Annotated in this window: 17 protein-coding genes, 1 pseudogene and 1 riboswitch; of the genes and pseudogenes, 11 read left to right on the forward strand and 7 right to left on the reverse strand. The window is 71.0% G+C overall.

Going from position 1 to position 16,944, the window contains the following annotated elements; translation table 11 throughout:
- Nucleotides 1-80: 80 nt before the first annotated feature.
- From V7053_RS13085 to thiE, 3 genes are read right to left on the reverse strand one after another with little or no spacing between them, the layout of a single operon-like run.
- A complete protein-coding gene (locus V7053_RS13085; protein ID WP_443022615.1) occupies nucleotides 81-1,640 on the reverse strand; it encodes an RNB domain-containing ribonuclease in 1,560 nt (519 codons plus the stop codon).
- 48 nt (nucleotides 1,641-1,688) lie between these two features.
- On the reverse strand, nucleotides 1,689-2,531 hold the full coding sequence (locus V7053_RS13090; RefSeq protein WP_334172712.1) for a prephenate dehydratase: 843 nt from the start codon (nucleotides 2,529-2,531) through the stop codon (nucleotides 1,689-1,691).
- Complete coding sequence (gene thiE / locus V7053_RS13095; protein WP_334172713.1) at nucleotides 2,528-3,235, reverse strand: thiamine phosphate synthase; 708 nt, start codon at nucleotides 3,233-3,235, stop codon at nucleotides 2,528-2,530. The genes V7053_RS13090 and thiE overlap by 4 nt, the downstream gene beginning before the upstream one ends.
- A gap of 14 nt (nucleotides 3,236-3,249) precedes the next feature.
- A riboswitch (TPP riboswitch) is annotated at nucleotides 3,250-3,382 on the forward strand.
- Between thiE and thiO the strand changes: the two genes are divergently transcribed.
- The 3 genes from thiO to V7053_RS13110 all read left to right on the forward strand — a co-directional run bounded on the left by thiO (nucleotide 3,379) and on the right by V7053_RS13110 (nucleotide 5,676).
- A complete protein-coding gene (gene thiO / locus V7053_RS13100) occupies nucleotides 3,379-4,602 on the forward strand; it encodes a glycine oxidase ThiO (RefSeq protein ID WP_334172714.1) in 1,224 nt (407 codons plus the stop codon). It overlaps the preceding riboswitch by 4 nt.
- Nucleotides 4,599-4,853 carry a sulfur carrier protein ThiS gene (thiS, locus tag V7053_RS13105; protein WP_334172715.1) on the forward strand — a complete coding sequence of 85 codons (255 nt, stop codon included), beginning with the start codon at nucleotides 4,599-4,601 and terminating at the stop codon, nucleotides 4,851-4,853. Before thiO ends, thiS begins: the two co-directional genes overlap by 4 nt.
- 7 nt (nucleotides 4,854-4,860) lie before the next feature.
- Nucleotides 4,861-5,676, forward strand: a complete 816-nt coding sequence (locus tag V7053_RS13110) for a thiazole synthase (protein WP_334172726.1) — start codon at nucleotides 4,861-4,863, stop codon at nucleotides 5,674-5,676.
- Nucleotides 5,677-5,805: 129 nt separating this feature from the next.
- Here V7053_RS13110 and V7053_RS13115 read toward each other — a convergent pair whose 3' ends face one another.
- The 3 genes from V7053_RS13115 to V7053_RS13125 all read right to left on the reverse strand — a co-directional run bounded on the left by V7053_RS13115 (nucleotide 5,806) and on the right by V7053_RS13125 (nucleotide 7,052).
- Complete coding sequence (locus tag V7053_RS13115; protein WP_334172716.1) at nucleotides 5,806-6,117, reverse strand: hypothetical protein; 312 nt, start codon at nucleotides 6,115-6,117, stop codon at nucleotides 5,806-5,808.
- A 5-nt stretch (nucleotides 6,118-6,122) separates the two neighbouring features.
- Nucleotides 6,123-6,347 (reverse strand): DUF3107 domain-containing protein, encoded by a 225-nt coding sequence (locus V7053_RS13120; protein WP_334172717.1) that lies wholly within the window; start codon nucleotides 6,345-6,347, stop codon nucleotides 6,123-6,125.
- 108 nt (nucleotides 6,348-6,455) lie between these two features.
- The gene (locus V7053_RS13125; RefSeq protein ID WP_334172727.1) at nucleotides 6,456-7,052 is read right to left on the reverse strand and encodes a TetR/AcrR family transcriptional regulator; all 597 of its coding nucleotides are present in this window, start codon (nucleotides 7,050-7,052) and stop codon (nucleotides 6,456-6,458) included.
- 124 nt (nucleotides 7,053-7,176) lie between these two features.
- Here V7053_RS13125 and moeB point away from each other — a divergent pair, with 124 nt between their 5' ends.
- The gene (gene moeB, locus V7053_RS13130) at nucleotides 7,177-8,364 is read left to right on the forward strand and encodes a molybdopterin-synthase adenylyltransferase MoeB (protein ID WP_334172718.1); all 1,188 of its coding nucleotides are present in this window, start codon (nucleotides 7,177-7,179) and stop codon (nucleotides 8,362-8,364) included.
- 66 nt (nucleotides 8,365-8,430) lie between these two features.
- On the opposite strand, the gene V7053_RS13135 is transcribed toward moeB, so the two are convergent.
- Nucleotides 8,431-9,780 (reverse strand): glutamyl-tRNA reductase, encoded by a 1,350-nt coding sequence (locus V7053_RS13135; RefSeq protein WP_334172719.1) that lies wholly within the window; start codon nucleotides 9,778-9,780, stop codon nucleotides 8,431-8,433.
- Nucleotides 9,781-9,899: 119 nt separating this feature from the next.
- On the opposite strand from V7053_RS13135, the gene hemE reads away from it, so the two are divergent.
- The 7 genes and pseudogenes from hemE to V7053_RS13170 all read left to right on the forward strand — a co-directional run.
- Nucleotides 9,900-10,955: a uroporphyrinogen decarboxylase gene (hemE, locus tag V7053_RS13140; protein ID WP_334172720.1), complete on the forward strand. Its 1,056-nt coding sequence runs from the start codon at nucleotides 9,900-9,902 to the stop codon at nucleotides 10,953-10,955.
- Nucleotides 10,956-10,962: 7 nt separating this feature from the next.
- Complete coding sequence (hemG, locus tag V7053_RS13145) at nucleotides 10,963-12,429, forward strand: protoporphyrinogen oxidase (RefSeq protein WP_334172721.1); 1,467 nt, start codon at nucleotides 10,963-10,965, stop codon at nucleotides 12,427-12,429.
- Nucleotides 12,430-12,513: 84 nt separating this feature from the next.
- Nucleotides 12,514-13,242 carry a hydrogen peroxide-dependent heme synthase gene (gene hemQ / locus V7053_RS13150; protein ID WP_334172722.1) on the forward strand — a complete coding sequence of 243 codons (729 nt, stop codon included), beginning with the start codon at nucleotides 12,514-12,516 and terminating at the stop codon, nucleotides 13,240-13,242.
- A gap of 74 nt (nucleotides 13,243-13,316) precedes the next feature.
- On the forward strand, nucleotides 13,317-14,522 hold the full coding sequence (locus tag V7053_RS13155; protein ID WP_334172728.1) for a ferrochelatase: 1,206 nt from the start codon (nucleotides 13,317-13,319) through the stop codon (nucleotides 14,520-14,522).
- Between the two features lie 2 nt (nucleotides 14,523-14,524).
- On the forward strand, nucleotides 14,525-15,514 hold the full coding sequence (hemC, locus tag V7053_RS13160; protein WP_334172723.1) for a hydroxymethylbilane synthase: 990 nt from the start codon (nucleotides 14,525-14,527) through the stop codon (nucleotides 15,512-15,514).
- A gap of 2 nt (nucleotides 15,515-15,516) precedes the next feature.
- Nucleotides 15,517-16,422, forward strand: coding sequence for a uroporphyrinogen-III synthase (locus tag V7053_RS13165; RefSeq protein WP_334172724.1), 906 nt, complete (start codon nucleotides 15,517-15,519; stop codon nucleotides 16,420-16,422).
- Nucleotides 16,419-16,944, forward strand: a pseudogene (locus V7053_RS13170) (porphobilinogen synthase); the annotation flags it as partial. The gene V7053_RS13165 and the pseudogene V7053_RS13170, both read left to right, overlap by 4 nt.

Below are 16,944 nucleotides of genomic sequence, written 5' to 3' on the forward strand. Positions count from 1 at the left end.
GGGGAACCGGCACAGCTGCGGGATACCGGCGCCGCCCCAGGGAACAGCACCGCCCGAGTGAGGGCGATCCGAGGAGTCCGTCACACCCGTTCGAACAGGACCAGTCGCTTCTGGATGTCGGCGTCGACGAGTCGGACGCGGATCGTGGTCCCCGACTCCATGTCGCCCTCGCACCGTGCCGTGACTGGGGGATCGGCGAGCTGGACAGTGCCGAACGGCTTCGCCGCGCCGGACGGTCGCGTCCCGTTCTGCGAGCTGGCGATTCGGTCGAGGGGCTGGACGGGCCGCCCGTTGCCGTTGGCCGTCGACGCCCCGTTCGCGGGCGAAGGCTTCGAGCCCGAGACGACGACGGCGTCGAACTCCTGGCCGACCCGATGCACGAGAAGCGCGGCCTCCACGAGGTCAAGCGCTGCCCGTTCGACCTGCGCGGCCCTCAGGTCCGATGCGGCCATGATGCTCGGCAGCGCTGGGAGCGCTTCGCGCACCCAGCCCGGGACCACGCCGTCGTTCGCGAGAGCCTCGCAGAGGACGAGGACGAAGCGGTCGACGAGACGGCGCAGCGGGGCTGTCGTGTGCGCGTACGGAGCGGCAATCGCCGCTTGAACGTGATGCTCGGGAACCCTGCCGTCGAAGGGGGTGTACGCGGCCCCGCGGAAGAGGGCCGCTGCGGCGTGGAGAATCGCGAGCTGTCGGGGGTCTGAGGCGTCGAGCGTCCTCAGGTATTCGCCGTAGGGGACGCTCGCGTCCCATTCGCGCCCGAGGGCCTGGGTCTGCCGGCGGAAGTGGCGCAGCGACTTCTCATCGGGCGGCGGCATGGTCCGGAGGATGCCGACGCCGCCGTCCATCATGAGCTTCGCGGCGGCCATCCCGGTCATGAGCGAGATCTGCGCGTTCCAGTCTTCGACGGGACGCGCGGACGAAGCCTCGATCCGGTAGCCGCCGTCGTCCGTCGGCACAATCTCCTGCTCCGGCAGGTTCAGGCTCGCCCCGCCTCGTTGGCGCTCGAGCTCGACCCTCTTGAGGCCCACCTCCTTGAGGAGCATGAGGGAGTCGATCGCGCTCCCTGCGTCGATCTGCTCCTGCACCTCGGCGTACGCGAGCCGTGCGCGGCTCCGGACCCGTGCGCGTTCGAGGCCGACGTCGGTCATCTCGCCTTGCGCGTTGAGCCGAAAGTCCCACACGAAGGCTCCGCGCACCGAGTCGGCGAGCAGGCTTCCGGCGTTGTCGGTGATGTCGTGGGGGTGCAGGGGAACCTTCTCGTCCGGGGCGTAGATGGTCTGGCCTCGCCGCCGCGTCTCGGCGTCGAGCTCCCCGTCGGGCCGGACGAACGCGGGCACATCGGCGATCGCGTAGCGCACGCGGTAACCGGAACCGTCGCGTTCGATGTGAAGCGCCTGGTCGAGGTCCGTCGAGCCCGGAGGGTCGATTGTGACGAACTCGATGTGGGTCTGGTCCGGTGCCGGCAGCTCGAGCGAGGCGATCGCGGCCTCGGCGTCCGCGAGCGCGGCGGCAGGGTAGTCGGACGCGAGCTGGAACTCCTCGCGGAGCGCGGCGAAAGCAGCCTCCAACGCCGCGGCCCCTGGGCGCCCGGCGGCCGTCGTCGCGGGCCGCGCCTTCGGGCTGATGTGTTGATAGCCCACGAGCGTCAGCCTAGACCTCCCCGCCCCGGGCGGACAGGACGTTCTGGGTCAGGCCGTCTGACCGAAGCGCCGCGGATGGGCGGGGAAGACCCCGAGCAGACGGAGCTCGGTCGAGAAGAACGCAAGTTCCTCGAGGGCGCGGGCGAGCGGAGGCTCGTCCGGATGCCCCTCGACGTCCACCATGAACATCGTGGCCGCGAACTTCCCGTTCACCATGTAGCTCTCGAGCCGGGTCATGTTGACGCCGTTGGTCGCGAAGCCGCCGAGCGCCTTGTAGAGCGCGGCCGGGATGTTCTTCACCCGGAACACGAAGCTCGTGACGAAGGGTCCGTCCCCGACCTGCGGATACTCACGCGGGGGAGCGAGGATCACGAAGCGGGTCGTGTTGTGCTTCTGGTCTTCGATGTCGGAGGCGAGGATCTCGAGGCCATAGCGCTGCGCCGCGAGGGGAGGGGCGATCGAGAGCTTCGTCGGGTCGCCCCATTCCGCCACCTCGCGTGCTGAGCCGGCGGTGTCCCCGGCCACGACGGGGGTGAGGCCATGCGAGCGGATGAAGCCCCGGCACTGCGCCAGGGCGTGGACGTGGCTGTGCACTTCGCGGGCGCCATCGATCGTCGATCCGGCGACGCCCATGAGGCTGAACCGGATGCGGAGAAAGTGCTCGCCTACGATCTGCAACGCCGTCGTGGGAAGCAGGAGGTGTATGTCCGCGACGCGCCCGGCCACGGTGTTGTCGATTGGGATCATCGCGAACTGCGCCTCGCCGGAGTCGACCGCTGCGAACGCGTCCTCGAACGTTGCGCACGCGAGCGCGTCCGCGTCCGGGAAGGCCTCGAGCGCGGCCATGTGCGAATTCGCGCCGGGTTCCCCCTGATAGGCGACGACCGTCATGCTGTGGTCGCGCTGGTCGTGAGGGTCGGGAGCTGGGACCGGAGGCGGGCGGCGGCCTGCGCCGGATCTTCGGCGTCGGTGATGGCGCGAACGACGACGACGCGGCTCGCCCCGGCGTCGACGACCTGGCCGATATTGCTCTGGTCGATCCCGCCGATCGCGAACCATGGCACGGCGACGCGACCCGCGTCGAGCGCCTCAGCAGATCGCCGGGCAGCGTACTCGACAAGCCCGAGTCCCACTGGCGTCCGGCCCGGCTTGGTGGGGGTGGCCCAGAGGGGCCCGGTGCAGAAGTATGCGAGGGGTGCGCCGGCGTCGTCCGCCACACCGTCGGGGGAGCCGGCTGCGAGGGCCGAGTCGACCTGGTCCGGCGCATGCGTCGACAGGCCCACGGCGACGGAGTCGCCCACGACGCGGCGCACAGCTGCGACCGGCAGGTCGCGCTGCCCCACGTGGAAGACCGGCGCGCCGGAGAGGAATGCGATGTCGGCTCGGTCGTTGACCGCCCAGAGCTTGTTGTGGCGCTCGGCGGCGCCCTTGAGCACCTCGAGCAGCTCGAGTTCCTCGGCCGCCTCGATCTGCTTGTCTCGCAGCTGGATGATGTCGACGCCTCCCGAGAACGCCGCGTCGACGAAGGACGCGAAATCGCCGCGGTCCCGCCGGGCGTCGGTGCACACGTAAAGCTGGGCGTCGGTCAGGAGCATGGAACTAGACTAGACCTCACGACTGCGGGAGCCCGCGTGTGACGATCCGCCTTGGGTGGGCGGCGCCGCCGGGCTGAGAGGGCCTGAGCCGACCGTAAGAACCTGATCCGGCTTGCACCGGCGTAGGGAAGGACGAGGATTTCGTGGAGGAGTACCGCAACGAGGCTCCCGCGGCTGACGTCGCCGTGATCGGGGGCGGCGTCGTCGGTCTGGGCATCGCGTGGGAGGCCGCGCGCGCGGGGCGCCGCGTCGTCGTCGTCGACCCGGCGCCGGGTTCGGGGGCGAGCTTCGCCGCGGCGGGCATGCTCGCCGCCGTGAGCGAGTACCACTACCAGGAGGAGGACCTCCTCGGCCTCATGCTTGCGTCGGCCCGGCGATGGCCCGAATTCGCGAGCCCCCTCGCGGTCGAGGCCGGTTACCTCCGCACCCCGACGCTGTGCCTCGCGGCCGATGCCGCGGACCGGCAGGCGCTCGCTGACCTGCGCGCGGTGCAGGAGAAGCACGGTCTCGAAGTCCGCTCCCTGACCGTGCGCGAGGCGCGAAGGCTCGAACCGCTCCTCGCGCCGGGCATCTCCGGCGCCTTCGAAATCGCGGCGGACCACCAGGTGGATCCGCGCCGGCTGGTGGCTGCGCTCCTGACCCGTCTCGGCGGGGAGCGTCTGGTCCGGGAGCGCGCGCGAGGGCTCGTCTGGGAGCGGGGGCGGGTGGTCGGCGTCCGGCTCGCCGATGGGAGCGAACTGCGCGCGGCCGAGACGATCGTGGCGAACGGTCTGGGGGCACGGGGCCTCGAGGGCCTGCCGGTCCCGCTTCCGCTCCGGCCGGTCTACGGCGACATCCTGCGCCTCCGCGTGCCCCCGAGCCTGCGGCCGCTCGTGACGGCGACGGTGCGCGGGCTCGTACGGGGAAGGCCCGTGTATCTGGTCCCCCGGGAGGACGGGACCGTGGTGATCGGCGCAACCCAGCGCGAGGACGGCTCCGAGGCCGTCTCCGCGGGGGGCGTCTACGAACTGCTCCGCGACGCGCAGGCCCTTGTCCCGGCGGTCGCCGAATTGGAGCTGTACGAGTCCACGGCCCGAGCCAGGCCAGGCACCCCGGACAACGCGCCCCTGCTGGGGCGCGTGGCGGCACGCTGGGCGCCGGAGGGTGCGGCGGACGACGACGGCGACGTCCCGGGTCTCATCGTCGCCACAGGCTTCTTCCGCCATGGAGTGCTGCTGACTCCGGCCGCCGCGCGTGTCTGCCACGAGCTCCTCGACGGCGGCACCGACGAACGCTGGGACGCGTTCCGCCCCGACCGCTTCATGGACGATTCCCGGAAGCCCGCGACGATTCGCGACGGAAGGCCTGCTTCAGGAAGGACCGCATGAACGCCTCACCGACACTTGCGCTCACCGTCAACGGTGAGCGGCGCGATATGACCGAGGGGTCGAGCGTCCTCGACCTCGTCGCCGCAACCACGGGCCGCTCCCTCGGCAGCGACGGCCGTCCCGCAGACGGCGGCCGGCTCGGCGTCGCCGTCGCCCTCAACTCGGAAGTGGTGCCCCGCGCTCGCTGGGGCACCACGCCGCTCTCGGCGGGAGACGCCGTCGAGCTCGTCACAGCCATGCAAGGAGGCTGACATGGGAATGTTCATCAACACCGCAGAAGGCACCCGCGAACCTCTCCTCGCCCACGACCCGTTCGTGGTCGACGGCGTGGCCCTCGGCTCGAGGCTCATCATGGGGACGGGGGGCGCCCCCAGCCTCGAGGGCCTCGGCGACGCCCTCGAGGCGTCGGGAACCGAGCTCACGACCGTCGCCATGCGACGCTTCTCGCCAGCCGAGCAGGGCTCTCTCTTCCAGCTCCTGATGGAGAAGGGAATCCGCGTCCTGCCCAACACCGCAGGCTGCTTCACGGCGCGCGACGCGGTCCTGACGGCCGAGCTCGCGCGCGAGGCGCTCGAGACGGATTGGGTCAAGCTCGAGGTCATCGCCGACGAGACGACGCTCCTGCCGGATCCCATCGAGCTCGCCGACGCGACCGAACAGCTTGTCGGCCGAGGATTCAAGGTCTTCGCCTACACGAACGACGACCCCGCCCTCGCCCGCCGCCTCGAGCAGCTGGGAGCGGTTGCGGTCATGCCGCTCGGGGCGCCGATCGGCACGGGCCTGGGCATCCTCAACCCGCACAACATCGAGCTCATCGTGGCCCGGGCCGAGGTGCCAGTCGTGCTCGATGCGGGGATCGGCACGGCGTCGGATGCAGCGCTTGCCATGGAGCTCGGCTGCGACGCTGTCCTCCTCGCGACCGCAGTGACGCGGGCTCAGGACCCCGTCCGGATGGCGACCGCGTTCCGTCACGCCGTCGCGGCTGGCCGCCTCGCCGCCCAGGCCGGGCGCATCCCGCGCCGCGAGCACGCGCTGGCCTCGAGCCCGATGGAGGGCCGGGCCCAGTTCCTGTGATCTCCGGCCGGCTGCGGATCTCCGGCCGGCTGCGGATTCCCGGCCCGTTGCGGATCCCCAATCCGTTGCGACGTCCCGTCCGCAGGGTGTCGACCCTGCGGACGTGACGGCGCAACGGGGGCTGGGCGCTCAGCCCTTGAGCAGGCGCGTGAGATCCGCGACGTCGCGCTTCTCTCGGCGACGCTCGATGAGCTTCGTTACGGCGAAGGAGACAACGAGGCCCAGCGCCATCGGAACGACCCAGGGCATCCAGATGAGCCCCGTGAGGTAGCCGGTCCCGGCCGCGACCACGACGATCCACGCCAGGCAGGCGACGACGACGCCGAGCGCCACGGGCAGCATGATGCCGTACTTCCCGTGGCGCCGGTCAGCCGCCCACAGCGCGAAGCCGATCCCGCCCGTCACGATGACGTCGATGACGAGCGACCACACAGTCTCCATTGGCGTCAGAGGGCGCCGAAGCCCACGCGGCGGGCCTCCTGAGCCCCGAGCTCGACGTAGCCGATGACCTTCGCCGGGATGATGACCTGCCGTCCCTTCTCGTCCTGGAGACGGAGCTCGGTCTGCGCCGAGATCGCCTCCGCCACGAGCGTCGCGACCGCGTCGGCGTCCTGAGTGGACTCGAGCACGATCTCGCGGCCGACGTTCTGGATGCCGATCTTGATTTCCACGTGGTCTCCCTTTTGCTCTGTCAGGACATGAAGGGGCCGGGGGCATGAGCCCTCCGGTCCTCTATACGTACCTTAGGCCTCTTCGCGGGCCCAGGCCTCTTCGTCGACTCACGTCTCCTTGGGAAAACGGGAGATTCCGCGCCAAGCCAGGCGCGACACGAGATCGCTCGCAACGCCGAGGTCCAAGTCATGTGAGGTCTCGAGCCAGTACCGGGCGCTCACCTGGGCCATGCCTGCCAGCCCTCGGCCGAGAAGCTGCGCTTCGACCATCGGCAGCTTCGTATCGGTCGCGATGACGCGCGCAATGGCCTCCGCGAAGCCGCGATTGAACGTCTCGAGCCGGGAGGCGACCTCCGGGTCGTTGACGAGGTCGGATTCGAAGACGAGGCGATGGGCCTTGTCGTCTTTTGCGATGAACTCGTAGTAGGTGCGCATGACGGCGCGCACGCGCTCCCGGTTGTCGTTCGTCGAGGCGAGTGCGGACTTCATGAGCTCGGTCAACGCGGCAAGATGGCTGTCGAGGAGGGCGAGATAGAGATCTCGCTTCGACGGGAAGTGCTGGTACAGCACGGGCTTCGAGACCTGAGCCGTCTCGGCGATGTCGTCCATCGCTGCGCCGTGGTAGCCGTTGGCAGCGAAGACTTCGAGGGCTGCGTTGAGGAGCTGCGCTCTCCGCTCGTCTCTCGGGAGGCGCGGTGACCGCATCGATGCCGCGCGAGGCTCGGTGCTCACAGCCCCACCTTTCTCTCACGCACAAGCTATGCCTTCACTCTACCCGCGGGTCGCCTCGCCAGCGCATCCGCCACGCTTTCAGGCATAGGCTGGAAGCATGTCCCCGACCTCCGATCAGCTAACACTTCCGCCGCTCGTGGAGCCCGCGCCGTCGCTCACGCCAGAAGAGGTGCAGCGCTACTCGCGGCACGTCATCATTCCCGAGATCGGGGATGTCGGGCAGCGCCGGCTCAAGAACGCGAAGGTCCTGGTGATCGGAGCTGGCGGTCTTGGCTCACCCGCGCTCCTGTACCTCGCGGCGGCGGGCGTCGGGACCCTCGGGATCGTCGACGACGACGCGGTCGAGCTCAGCAACCTGCAGCGGCAGGTCATCCACGGGGTCTCGGACGTGGGCCGCCCGAAGGCACAGTCAGCCCGCGACGCCGTCCGCGAACTCAACCCCCTTGTCGAGGTGCGCCTTCACGAGGTGTACCTCGACTCTTCGAACGCCCTCGAGATCTTCGCGGGCTACGACCTCATCCTGGACGGCACAGACAACTTTGCGACGCGCTACCTGGTCAACGACGCGGCCGCGATCCTCGGCAAGCCCTACGTATGGGGCTCGATCTTCCGCTTTGACGGGCAAGTGAGCGTCTTCTGGGAGAAGTACGGGCCCACGTACCGTGATCTCTACCCCGAGGCCCCGCCCGCGGGATCCGTTCCGTCATGCGGCGAGGGCGGGGTGTACGGGATGCTCTGCGCGACCATCGGCGCCTCCATGGTGACCGAGGCCGTCAAGCTCATCACCGGCGTCGGGCGCACTCTGCTCGGGCGCGTTCAGCTCTACGATGCCTTGCATGCGACGTGGCGCGAGCTCCGCGTCTCGAAGGACCCTGAGGCGCAGCCCGTCACGGAACTCATGGACTACGAGGCCTTCTGCGGCGTCGCTCCCGCGGCCCCGGCCCCTGCCGGCCGCTCCGTCACAGCGGTCGAGCTGGCCCGGATGCTCGCGGCGCGGGAGGCCGGGGGGGCCGACTTCGAACTCGTCGACGTCCGGGAACCGGGGGAGTACGCGATGGTGAGCATCCCGGGCGCGCGGCTCATCCCGCAGGGGCGCCTGCTCTCGGGTGAGGCCTGGGGCGAGCTCCCGAGGGACAAGGACGTCGTGTTCCACTGCAAGTCGGGGGTGCGTTCCGCCAACGTCCTTGCGGCCGCCCAGGAGGCCGGGTTCAGCAGCGCCCGCCATCTCGAGGGCGGGGTCCTTGCGTGGGTGCGGGACGTGGAGCCGGACAAGCCGACGTACTGAGGTGCATTCACGCTGGCGCGCGTCCCGGTTCCGCGCCTGTCCCCGACAGCGCCGAGACTCCGACCCCTAGCCGGCTCGCGTGTGGTCGACCGGGCAATCCTCGGCAGACTCGGCGGCGTGTTCGCCGTCGCGCTCCTCGCCGAGCGACTCGGCGACAACGGACGGCAGCTCGATGCTGATCCCGTAGAGCGCGTCGAGCGCGGCCAGGTATTCGGCCTCCCGGCCCTGGGCCGCGAGCTCCCGGGCGCGCACGGTCGGCGTGTGAAGGAGCTGCTTGACCATGCGGCGCATGGCGAATTCAACTTCTTCGGCGGCTGCCGTGCAGCCGTGCCGCGCACGGACCTTCTCGATCTCCGCGTCGAGGACCGCCATCGTGTGGCGGCGGAGGGCAACGATGGCGGCGTCGGCCTGACGCGCCTGGCGCTGGGACTCGAAGTCCCTCGCGGAGGCGTCGACGATTCGGCTCGCTTCGGCGAGGGCCTCCGCCTGCTCCTGAGGCGCTGCGAGGCGCACCGACTCGAGCGTCACGAGCTCGACGTTCTCGAGCGAGCCGACGGCGGGGTCGAAGTCGTGGGTGAGCGCAAGGTCGATCACGATGAGCTGCTGCGGCGAATCAGAGCGGATGGCGGCGAGCTCGACAGCCTCCATGGGCGTCGTCGACCCGCTGCAGCCGATCAGGACGTCGGCCTGCGCAATCGCGCCCGGGAGCTGCTCGGGGGTCACCGCTGTCCCGCCGCGCGCGGCGGCGAACTCCTCGGCGCGGCCCGACGACGAGTACACCTCGACGTGCGTGCAGCCGCGCTCGCGGAGCAGCGCCATCGTGGCGCCAGCGTAGGCACCTGTTCCGAACAGGACCGCGCGCTTGCCAGACCAGTCGGGCTCCTCGGCGAGATCGGTCGCGAGATCGAGGGCGACCGACACGATGGAGAGGCCGCGGCTGCCGAGGGCCGTCTGGGTGCCTACGTCCTTCGCGGTGCGCGACGCGGCCTGGAACAGCCGGACGAGGGTGGGGCTCGCCGTCCCTTCTTGCTGGGCGGAGATGAGCGCCCGGCGCACCTGGCCGGCGATCTCGCGTTCACCGACGACGGCGGAGTCCAGTCCCGAGCTCACGGCGAACAGATGGCGGGCGACGTCGGCCCCGTCCTTCGTGCGGAAGATGTCCGAGACGGTGGGCCCCGGCAGGCCAGTGCGCTGGCTGATCTCGGCGACGAGGGCCGAGCGCGCCGCCTCGAAGTCTTCGGGGGCCGGTGCCTCGGCATAGATCTCGTACCGATTGCACGTCGAAAGCACCACTGCACCCGCCACGGCGGGGGACTCGGAGGCTGATGAGGCCACGGTCGCAGCGCCGTTGCTCAAGAGGGCAACGGTTTCAAGATTCAGATCGGCGTGAGTCGCCACCATCGAGAAAACAACCACAGCGCGACCATCATAGCTTTTCGATCCGGTGTAGAACACGCACTCGGACCGTGATCTGCGCGACGCCCTTGTGACACACCGTCAGCATGAGGCCTTGCCCCCTCTGAGAGAATCGGCCTATGACCCTCAGCCCTGACCACCCCCTCAAGGACGGCCGGACAGCACAGTCTCCCCTGATTACCGCGTACCGGGGGGCGCGGCCCAACAGTCGCCCCGTGTGGTTCATGCGGCAGGCGGGCCGTTCCTTGCCCGAATACCGAGCCGCGCGGGAGGGGGTCGGGATGCTCGAGGCCTGCCTGAAGCCTGAACTCGCCGCGGAGATCACGCTCCAGCCGGTGCGGCGTCACGGCGTCGACGCGGGCATCTTCTTCTCCGACATCGTCATTCCCCTGAAGCTCGCAGGGATCGGGGTCGACATCGCGCCGGGCGTCGGGCCCGTGCTCCAGCAGCCGATCCGCACCCCGGAGGACGTCGCCGCGCTCCCGCGCCTCGACGACTCGATCTTCGCGCCCATCCGCGAGGCCGTCCGCCTCACCGTCGAGGAACTGGGCACGACGCCGCTCATCGGCTTCGCGGGCGCCCCGTTCACCGTCGCGGCGTACATGATCGAGGGACGCCCGTCGCGCGACCACCTGGGCCCTCGCACGATGATGCACGGGGACCCGGCGACCTGGCAGGCGCTCATGGAATGGACGGCCGACGCGTCGGGGCGGTTCCTGAGGGCCCAGATCGAGGCGGGCGCCTCGGCCGGCCAGCTCTTCGACTCGTGGGCCGGATCGCTCGGTCTCGAGGACTACCGCCGCAGTGCCGCGCCGTACTCCTCTCGGGCGCTCGACCATGTCAGGGACCTCGGTGCGCCACTGGTCCATTTCGGCACGGGGACCTCCGAGCTCCTCGGCGCGATGTACGAGGTGGGCGTCGACGCCGTCGGCGTGGACTACCGCCTGCCGATCCAGGAGGCCAACCGGCGGCTGGGCGGGCGTGTCGTCCTGCAGGGGAACATCGATCCGGCGCTGCTCGCGGCACCGTGGAACGTGCTCGAGGCGCACGTCCGCGACATCGTGCGCCACGGCGCGTCGGCCCCCGGCCACGTCCTCAACCTCGGCCACGGCGTGCCGCCCGAGACCGACCCGGGCGTCCTGACGCGCCTCGTCGAACTCATCCATTCGATCTAGGCGGGCAATGGAAGCACAGCACGGCGAAGGGCGCCCACCGCGGGCCCTTCGCGCCGTCGTCGTCGGCGGGGGAGTCGCGGGACTCTGCGCCGCCCTCGAACTGCGCGAACGGGGCGTTGACGTGACGGTGCTCGAGGCGGCTGACCGATGGGGCGGCTGCCTGGGGACGCACGAGGTCGGGGGGCTCACGCTCGACAGCGGGGCGGAATCGTTCGCGACCCGGACCGACGGCGTGAGGAGCCTCCTCGACGAGCTCGGCCTGGCGGGAGAGATCGTGACGCCGCACCCCTCGGGCGCGTGGGTCCAGCTTCCCAGTGGAGCGGAGGAACTGCCGAAGGCGGGCGTCCTAGGGATCCCGTCGAACCCGTGGGATCGCGAGGTGCGTTCGGCCCTCGGCTGGTGGGGCTCGTTCCGTGCTTCCCTTGACCGCTACCTTCCGACCCCGCGGCCCCGCGAACAGGAGAGCGTCGCCGCCGTCGTCAGGGCCCGCATGGGCAAGCGCGTCCTCGAGCGCCTCGTCGCCCCCGTGGTGGGGGGTGTGCATTCCGCGGATCCCGAGCTCCTGGACATCGACATGGTCGCGCCGGGCCTGCGCACGCTCATGGCCGAGCGAGGCTCGCTCGCGGGAGCGGTTGCGGCCCAGCGCGAGCGGAGCGCGGCACGCGCCGGGGCGAAGGCGGGCTCCGCCGTCGCGGGCATCAGGGGAGGCATGAACCGTCTCGTCGCCGCGCTCGTGGATCGGCTCGCGGACGACGGCGCCGTCCTCCTGAGCGGGGAGCGCGCCGAACGCCTCGACCGCTCGGACGGCGGATGGCGCGTGGGCGCCGTCCGGACCGACGGCGGGGGGCAGGCATACGACGCCGATCTCGTCGTGGTCGCACTAGGGGGGCCGGCGGCGGTCGAGCTGCTCTCGGACGCGGTGCCCGAGCTTGCGGGGCACGAACCGGTCCCGGGTCCCGAAGTCAAGCTCGTCACGCTCGTGCTCGACAAGCCTGAACTGGACGCGCGCCCTCGCGGCACGGGAGTCCTCGTCGCACCGCAGTCGCCGGGCCTCAGCGCCAAGGCCCTCACGCACGCGACCGCGAAGTGGTCCTGGCTTGCGGACGAGGCTGGGCCGGGCACGCACGTGGTCCGGCTTTCGTACGGTCGCGCGGTGGAGCCGGGTACGAACGCCGCCGACGACGAGCCCGAAACCGACGATGAGCTGTTCCGGGCCGCGCTTGCCGACACGTCGGTCCTGCTGACGGTACCCGTTGCCCCCGAGGACGTGCTCGGCTGGGACGTGGTGCGCTGGGAAGGCGTCCTTCCGTTTGCGACGGTGGGCCATCGCGAGCGGGTCGCCGAGATCCGCCGGCTTGTCGCCGCGCAGCCGGGACTCGCCGTCGTCGGCGGCTGGGCCGCGGGCAATGGGTTGGCCTCGGTGGTGCCGGATGCCCGGAAGCAGGCGGGGGAGCTCGCAGACCGGACTCTGTGATGTTGGTCACTTTTATCCCGATTTCTACGGGATGTAGAGAGGCTAGATTCGATTTGCCGTCAACGAAGGAGCACACTGGAAGCCATGAGCCACACTTTTGACGAATCTGTCACCAAAACTGTGCCCGAGGGTGGCCCGAGCGCCGAGGCTCCTGAGCAGCTGTTCTTCACCCTGTGGGCCGTCTTCGGCCGCATCGCGGGCAGCGCCGCTCCCGCGGCCAGTGCCGTCTCCGATTTCGAGGCCCTCGTGGCTCGCCTCGGGGAGAAGGGCGTGACGGTTCGCGGCCTGTACGACGTCTCGGGCCTCCGGGCCGGCGCGGACGTCATGGTGTGGGTCCATGGCGCAAAGCCGGAGGACCTCCAGCAGGCCGTCCGGGACATCCGGCGCAGCGAGCTCTTCGCGGGCACGGAGCAGACTTGGAACGCGATGGGCGTGCACCGCGAGGCCGAGTTCGCGAAGAGCCACACCCCGGCCTTCTCCCGCGGGGTCGAGCCGAGCACGTGGCTCACGGTCTACCCCTTCGTCCGCTCCTACGAGTGGTACCTCCTCCCGTCGGAGGAGCGCTCGCGGATGCTGCGCGACCACGGCATGCTCGGCCGCGACTTCCCCCAGGTCATCTCGAACACGGTGTCCGCGTTCGCGCTCGGCGACTGGGAGTGGATCCTCGCGCTCGAGGCGCCCGAGCTCGTCGACCTCGTCGACATGATGCGCCACCTGCGCTACACGGACGCGCGCAACCACGTGCGCGAGGAGATCCCGTTCCACACCGGCCGGCGCATCTCCGCGGACGAGGTCGCCGAGGTCCTCGCGTGACCGCGCCTGCCGCCGACGCGCCAGGCTCGCTGCCAGTCAGCACCGCGATCAACCCGGTCACCGAGGCCGGGCGGATGGAGCCGAAGGCCTACGACGCTGTCCTCCTCGCCTCGTTCGGGGGGCCGGAGGGCCAGGACGACGTCATCCCGTTCCTGCGCAACGTGACCCGCGGGCGCGGGATCCCCGACGAGCGCCTCGAGGAGGTCAGTCACCACTACCGCGCCTTCGGCGGGGTGAGCCCCATCAACGGCCAGAACCGCGAGCTCAAGGCCTCGCTCGAGGCCGAGCTTGACGCGCGCGGGATCGAGCTGCCGATCTACTGGGGGAACCGCAACTGGGACCCCTACATCCCCGAGACGCTCCAGCGGATGTACGACGACGGCCACCGCCGGGTGCTCATGGTCACGACCAGTGCCTACTCGTGCTACTCGAGCTGCCGCCAGTACCGCGAGGACATCGGCGTAGCGCTCACCGAGACCGGACTCGCCGGGCGGCTCGAGGTCGACAAGGTCCGCCAGTACTTCGACCACCCGGGCTTCGTCGAGCCGTTCGTCGAAGGCACGACGGCGGGGCTCGCCCAAGTGCGCGAGGCGCTCGACGCTGTGGACGGCTCGCGCGACAGCGAGATCCGCGTGCTCTTCGCGACCCACTCCATCCCGACGCGGGACGCCGAGGCTGCCGGGCGCTCCGGCAGCGAACCGCGCCGGTTCGAGGGCGGCTCCGCCTACGTGGCGCAGCACCTCGCGAACGCGCGGGCGATCATGCAGGCAGTTGCCGGTGGGAGCGACGCCGCCGACCTCGGCTGGGACCTCGTGTACCAGTCGCGCTCGGGCGCTCCGCACGTTCCCTGGCTGGAGCCGGACATCAACGACCATCTCGAGGCGATCGCCGCCGGGGACGGCGACGGGCCCTCCGTCAAGGGCGTCGTCATCGTGCCCCTCGGGTTCGTGAGCGACCACATGGAGGTCGCGTGGGACCTCGACACCGAGGCCCTCGAGACGTGCGAGAAGCTGGGCATCCAGGCCGTCCGCGTCCCGACCCCTGGGGTCCACGGCAAGTTCGTCGCGGGCCTCGTGGACCTCATCCGCGAGAGGACGTCCGAGGAGACCGTCGCCGACCGCCCCCACGTGACGGATCTGGGCCCTTGGTACGACGTGTGCCGACCCGGGTGCTGCGAGAACTTCCGGGGGGCGAAGCCGGTGATTGCCGAGGCCGGAGTGGAACTCGCCGGGGCCGGCGCCGGGGCCGGGGCTGCGCCCGGAGAACAGGACGAATCCTGACCATGTCCGTACGCATCGGGACGCGCGGGAGCGCCCTTGCGCTCACGCAGACTCAGCAGACGGCCGAACTGCTCGCGGCCGTCGGCGGCTTTGAGACTGAGCTCGTCCGCATCAAGACCGAGGGCGACGTCCGCACCGGTTCCCTCGCGCAGCTCGGCGGCACCGGCGTGTTCGTCGCAGCCCTCCGCGAGGCCCTCCTCGCCGACCGCTGCGACGTCGCGATCCATTCGCTCAAGGACCTCCCGACAGGGGGGACGCCAGGCCTCGCGGTCGGCGCAATCCCCGCGCGGGCCGACGTGCGCGACGTGCTGTGCGCTCGGGACGGGCTCACTCTGGCCCAGCTCCCGGCTGGGGCGAGGGTCGGAACAGGCTCGCCGCGGCGCGCAGCTCAGCTTCGGGCCGCGCGGCCCGACCTCGAGGTCCTCGACATCAGGGGCAACGTCGACACCAGGCTCGGCCGCGTTCCCGGTCTCCCCGGCAACGCCGCAGACGCCCCGGGCGACCTCGACGCCGTCGTCCTCGCCGCGGCGGGCCTGACGCGCTTGGGGCGCACCGACGTCGTGACCGAATACTTCGAGCCCGACGTCATGCTCCCGGCCCCGGGCCAGGGCGCGCTCGCGGTCGAATGCCGCCTCGACGACGCACCGGCGCGTGAGAACGGCGACCTCGTCCAGCACGCCGTGCAGGGGGTCCTCGCCCAGGCTCTCGCCGCCATTGACGACGCCGATACCCGGCTCGCCGTGAGCGCCGAGCGCGCGCTCCTCGCGCGGCTCGAGGCCGGCTGCGCCGCCCCCGTCGGCGCGCTCGCCCGGCGCAAGGGGAGCCTCCTCTACCTCGATGCAGTCGTGTGCTCGCCGGACGGGAAGCAGAGCGTCCGGCTCAACAAGGCGACCGACGGCCTCACCGACGTGGGCGCCCACCTGCTGGGCATCGAGCTCGCGGAGGAGCTGCTGGCCCGTGGCGTCGCCGACTTCGCGGAGCTGGGCGCCTGAGCATGACGGCGGACGGTTCGGCGGGAGGCAGCCTCACGGGCCGCCGTGTGCTCCTGACCCGGAGCCCGGACCGAGCCGGGGCGATGGCGGCTGCGCTGGCCGCGGCCGGTGCCGAACCGCTCCTCCTGCCGCTCATCGACTTCGAGCGGACGCCCGACCGCGAGGGATTCGCCGAGGCGATGGGCGGGCTTCGGGCGGGTGAGTATGCCTGGCTCGTGGTCAGCAGCATCACGACCGTCCGCGCACTCAAGGCCTACTCGCTCGAGCACGGCCTTCCTCTCGCTGAACTCGTGCCGGAGGACGTCAAGATCGCCACGATCGGCCCCTCCTCGCGACAGGTTCTCGAGGCCGAGGGTCTGCGGGTTGACCTTGCCCCGAGCGGCAGCCAGTCAGCCGAGGGCCTCCTCGGAGCGTGGGCGTACTCGGACGACGGCGGAGCCGCTGGGGCCGACGGCGCGGGCGCGACCCGCGTGCTGCTGCCCCAGAGCGACCTCGCGGCGCCGACTCTCGCCGAGGGGCTCGAGGCCCGTGGGTGGGCCGTGGATACCGTGACGGCCTACCGGACCGTCGACTATCCGGCAGACCCGCAACGCCGCCTGACCGCGGAGCTTGCCGTCGGGGCCGAGCCGGCCGTCGCCGTCGTCCTGACGCCGGACGAGGCGCGCGCCCAGCTCGCTGAGGGCACCCTCGACGCCGTGGTCGCGGCGTCGCCCAGTGCCGCACGGCGCATCCACGCGACCCTGCGCCCCCTCGAGGGCACGCGTCTGGTCGCCATCGGGCAGCCGACTGCCGAGGAGCTTCGCTCGCTCGGGGTTGTCGTCGCCGCGACGGCCGAGAGACCCACGCCAGAGGGGATTGTCGCGGCCGCCATTCACGCACTATCCGAGCACCGGAAGGACAATTCATGAGCTTCCCCCGTCACCGTCCTCGGCGCCTGCGCCAGACGCCCGCGCTGCGCCGGCTTGTCGCCGAGACCCGGCTGCATCCGGCTGAGCTCATCCTGCCTGCATTCATCCGGGAGGGGATCACGGAGGCCGCGCCACTCCAGTCGATGCCCGGCGTCGTGCAGCACACGACCGACACGCTCAAGCGCGCGGCTGCCGAGGCGGCCGAGCTTGGTCTGGGCGGCATCATGCTCTTCGGGGTGCCCGAGGAGCGGGACGCGTCCGGTTCGGCGTCGCTCGATCCGGACGGAGTGCTGAACGCAGCCATCCGCAGCGTGCGCGCCGAGGTGGGAGACGAGCTCGTCGTCATGAGCGACGTGTGCCTCGACGAGTTCACCGACCACGGGCACTGCGGGGTGCTCGACGACCAGGGCCGCGTCGACAACGATGCGACCCTGGAGATCTATGCCCGGATGGCCGTCGCGCAGGCCGAGGCAGGCGCGCATGTTCTCGGCCCCAGCGGGATGATGGACGGCCAGGTCGGCG

This window comes from Sinomonas sp., assembly GCF_036848755.1.
Taxonomy (GTDB): Bacteria; Actinomycetota; Actinomycetes; order Actinomycetales; family Micrococcaceae; genus Sinomonas.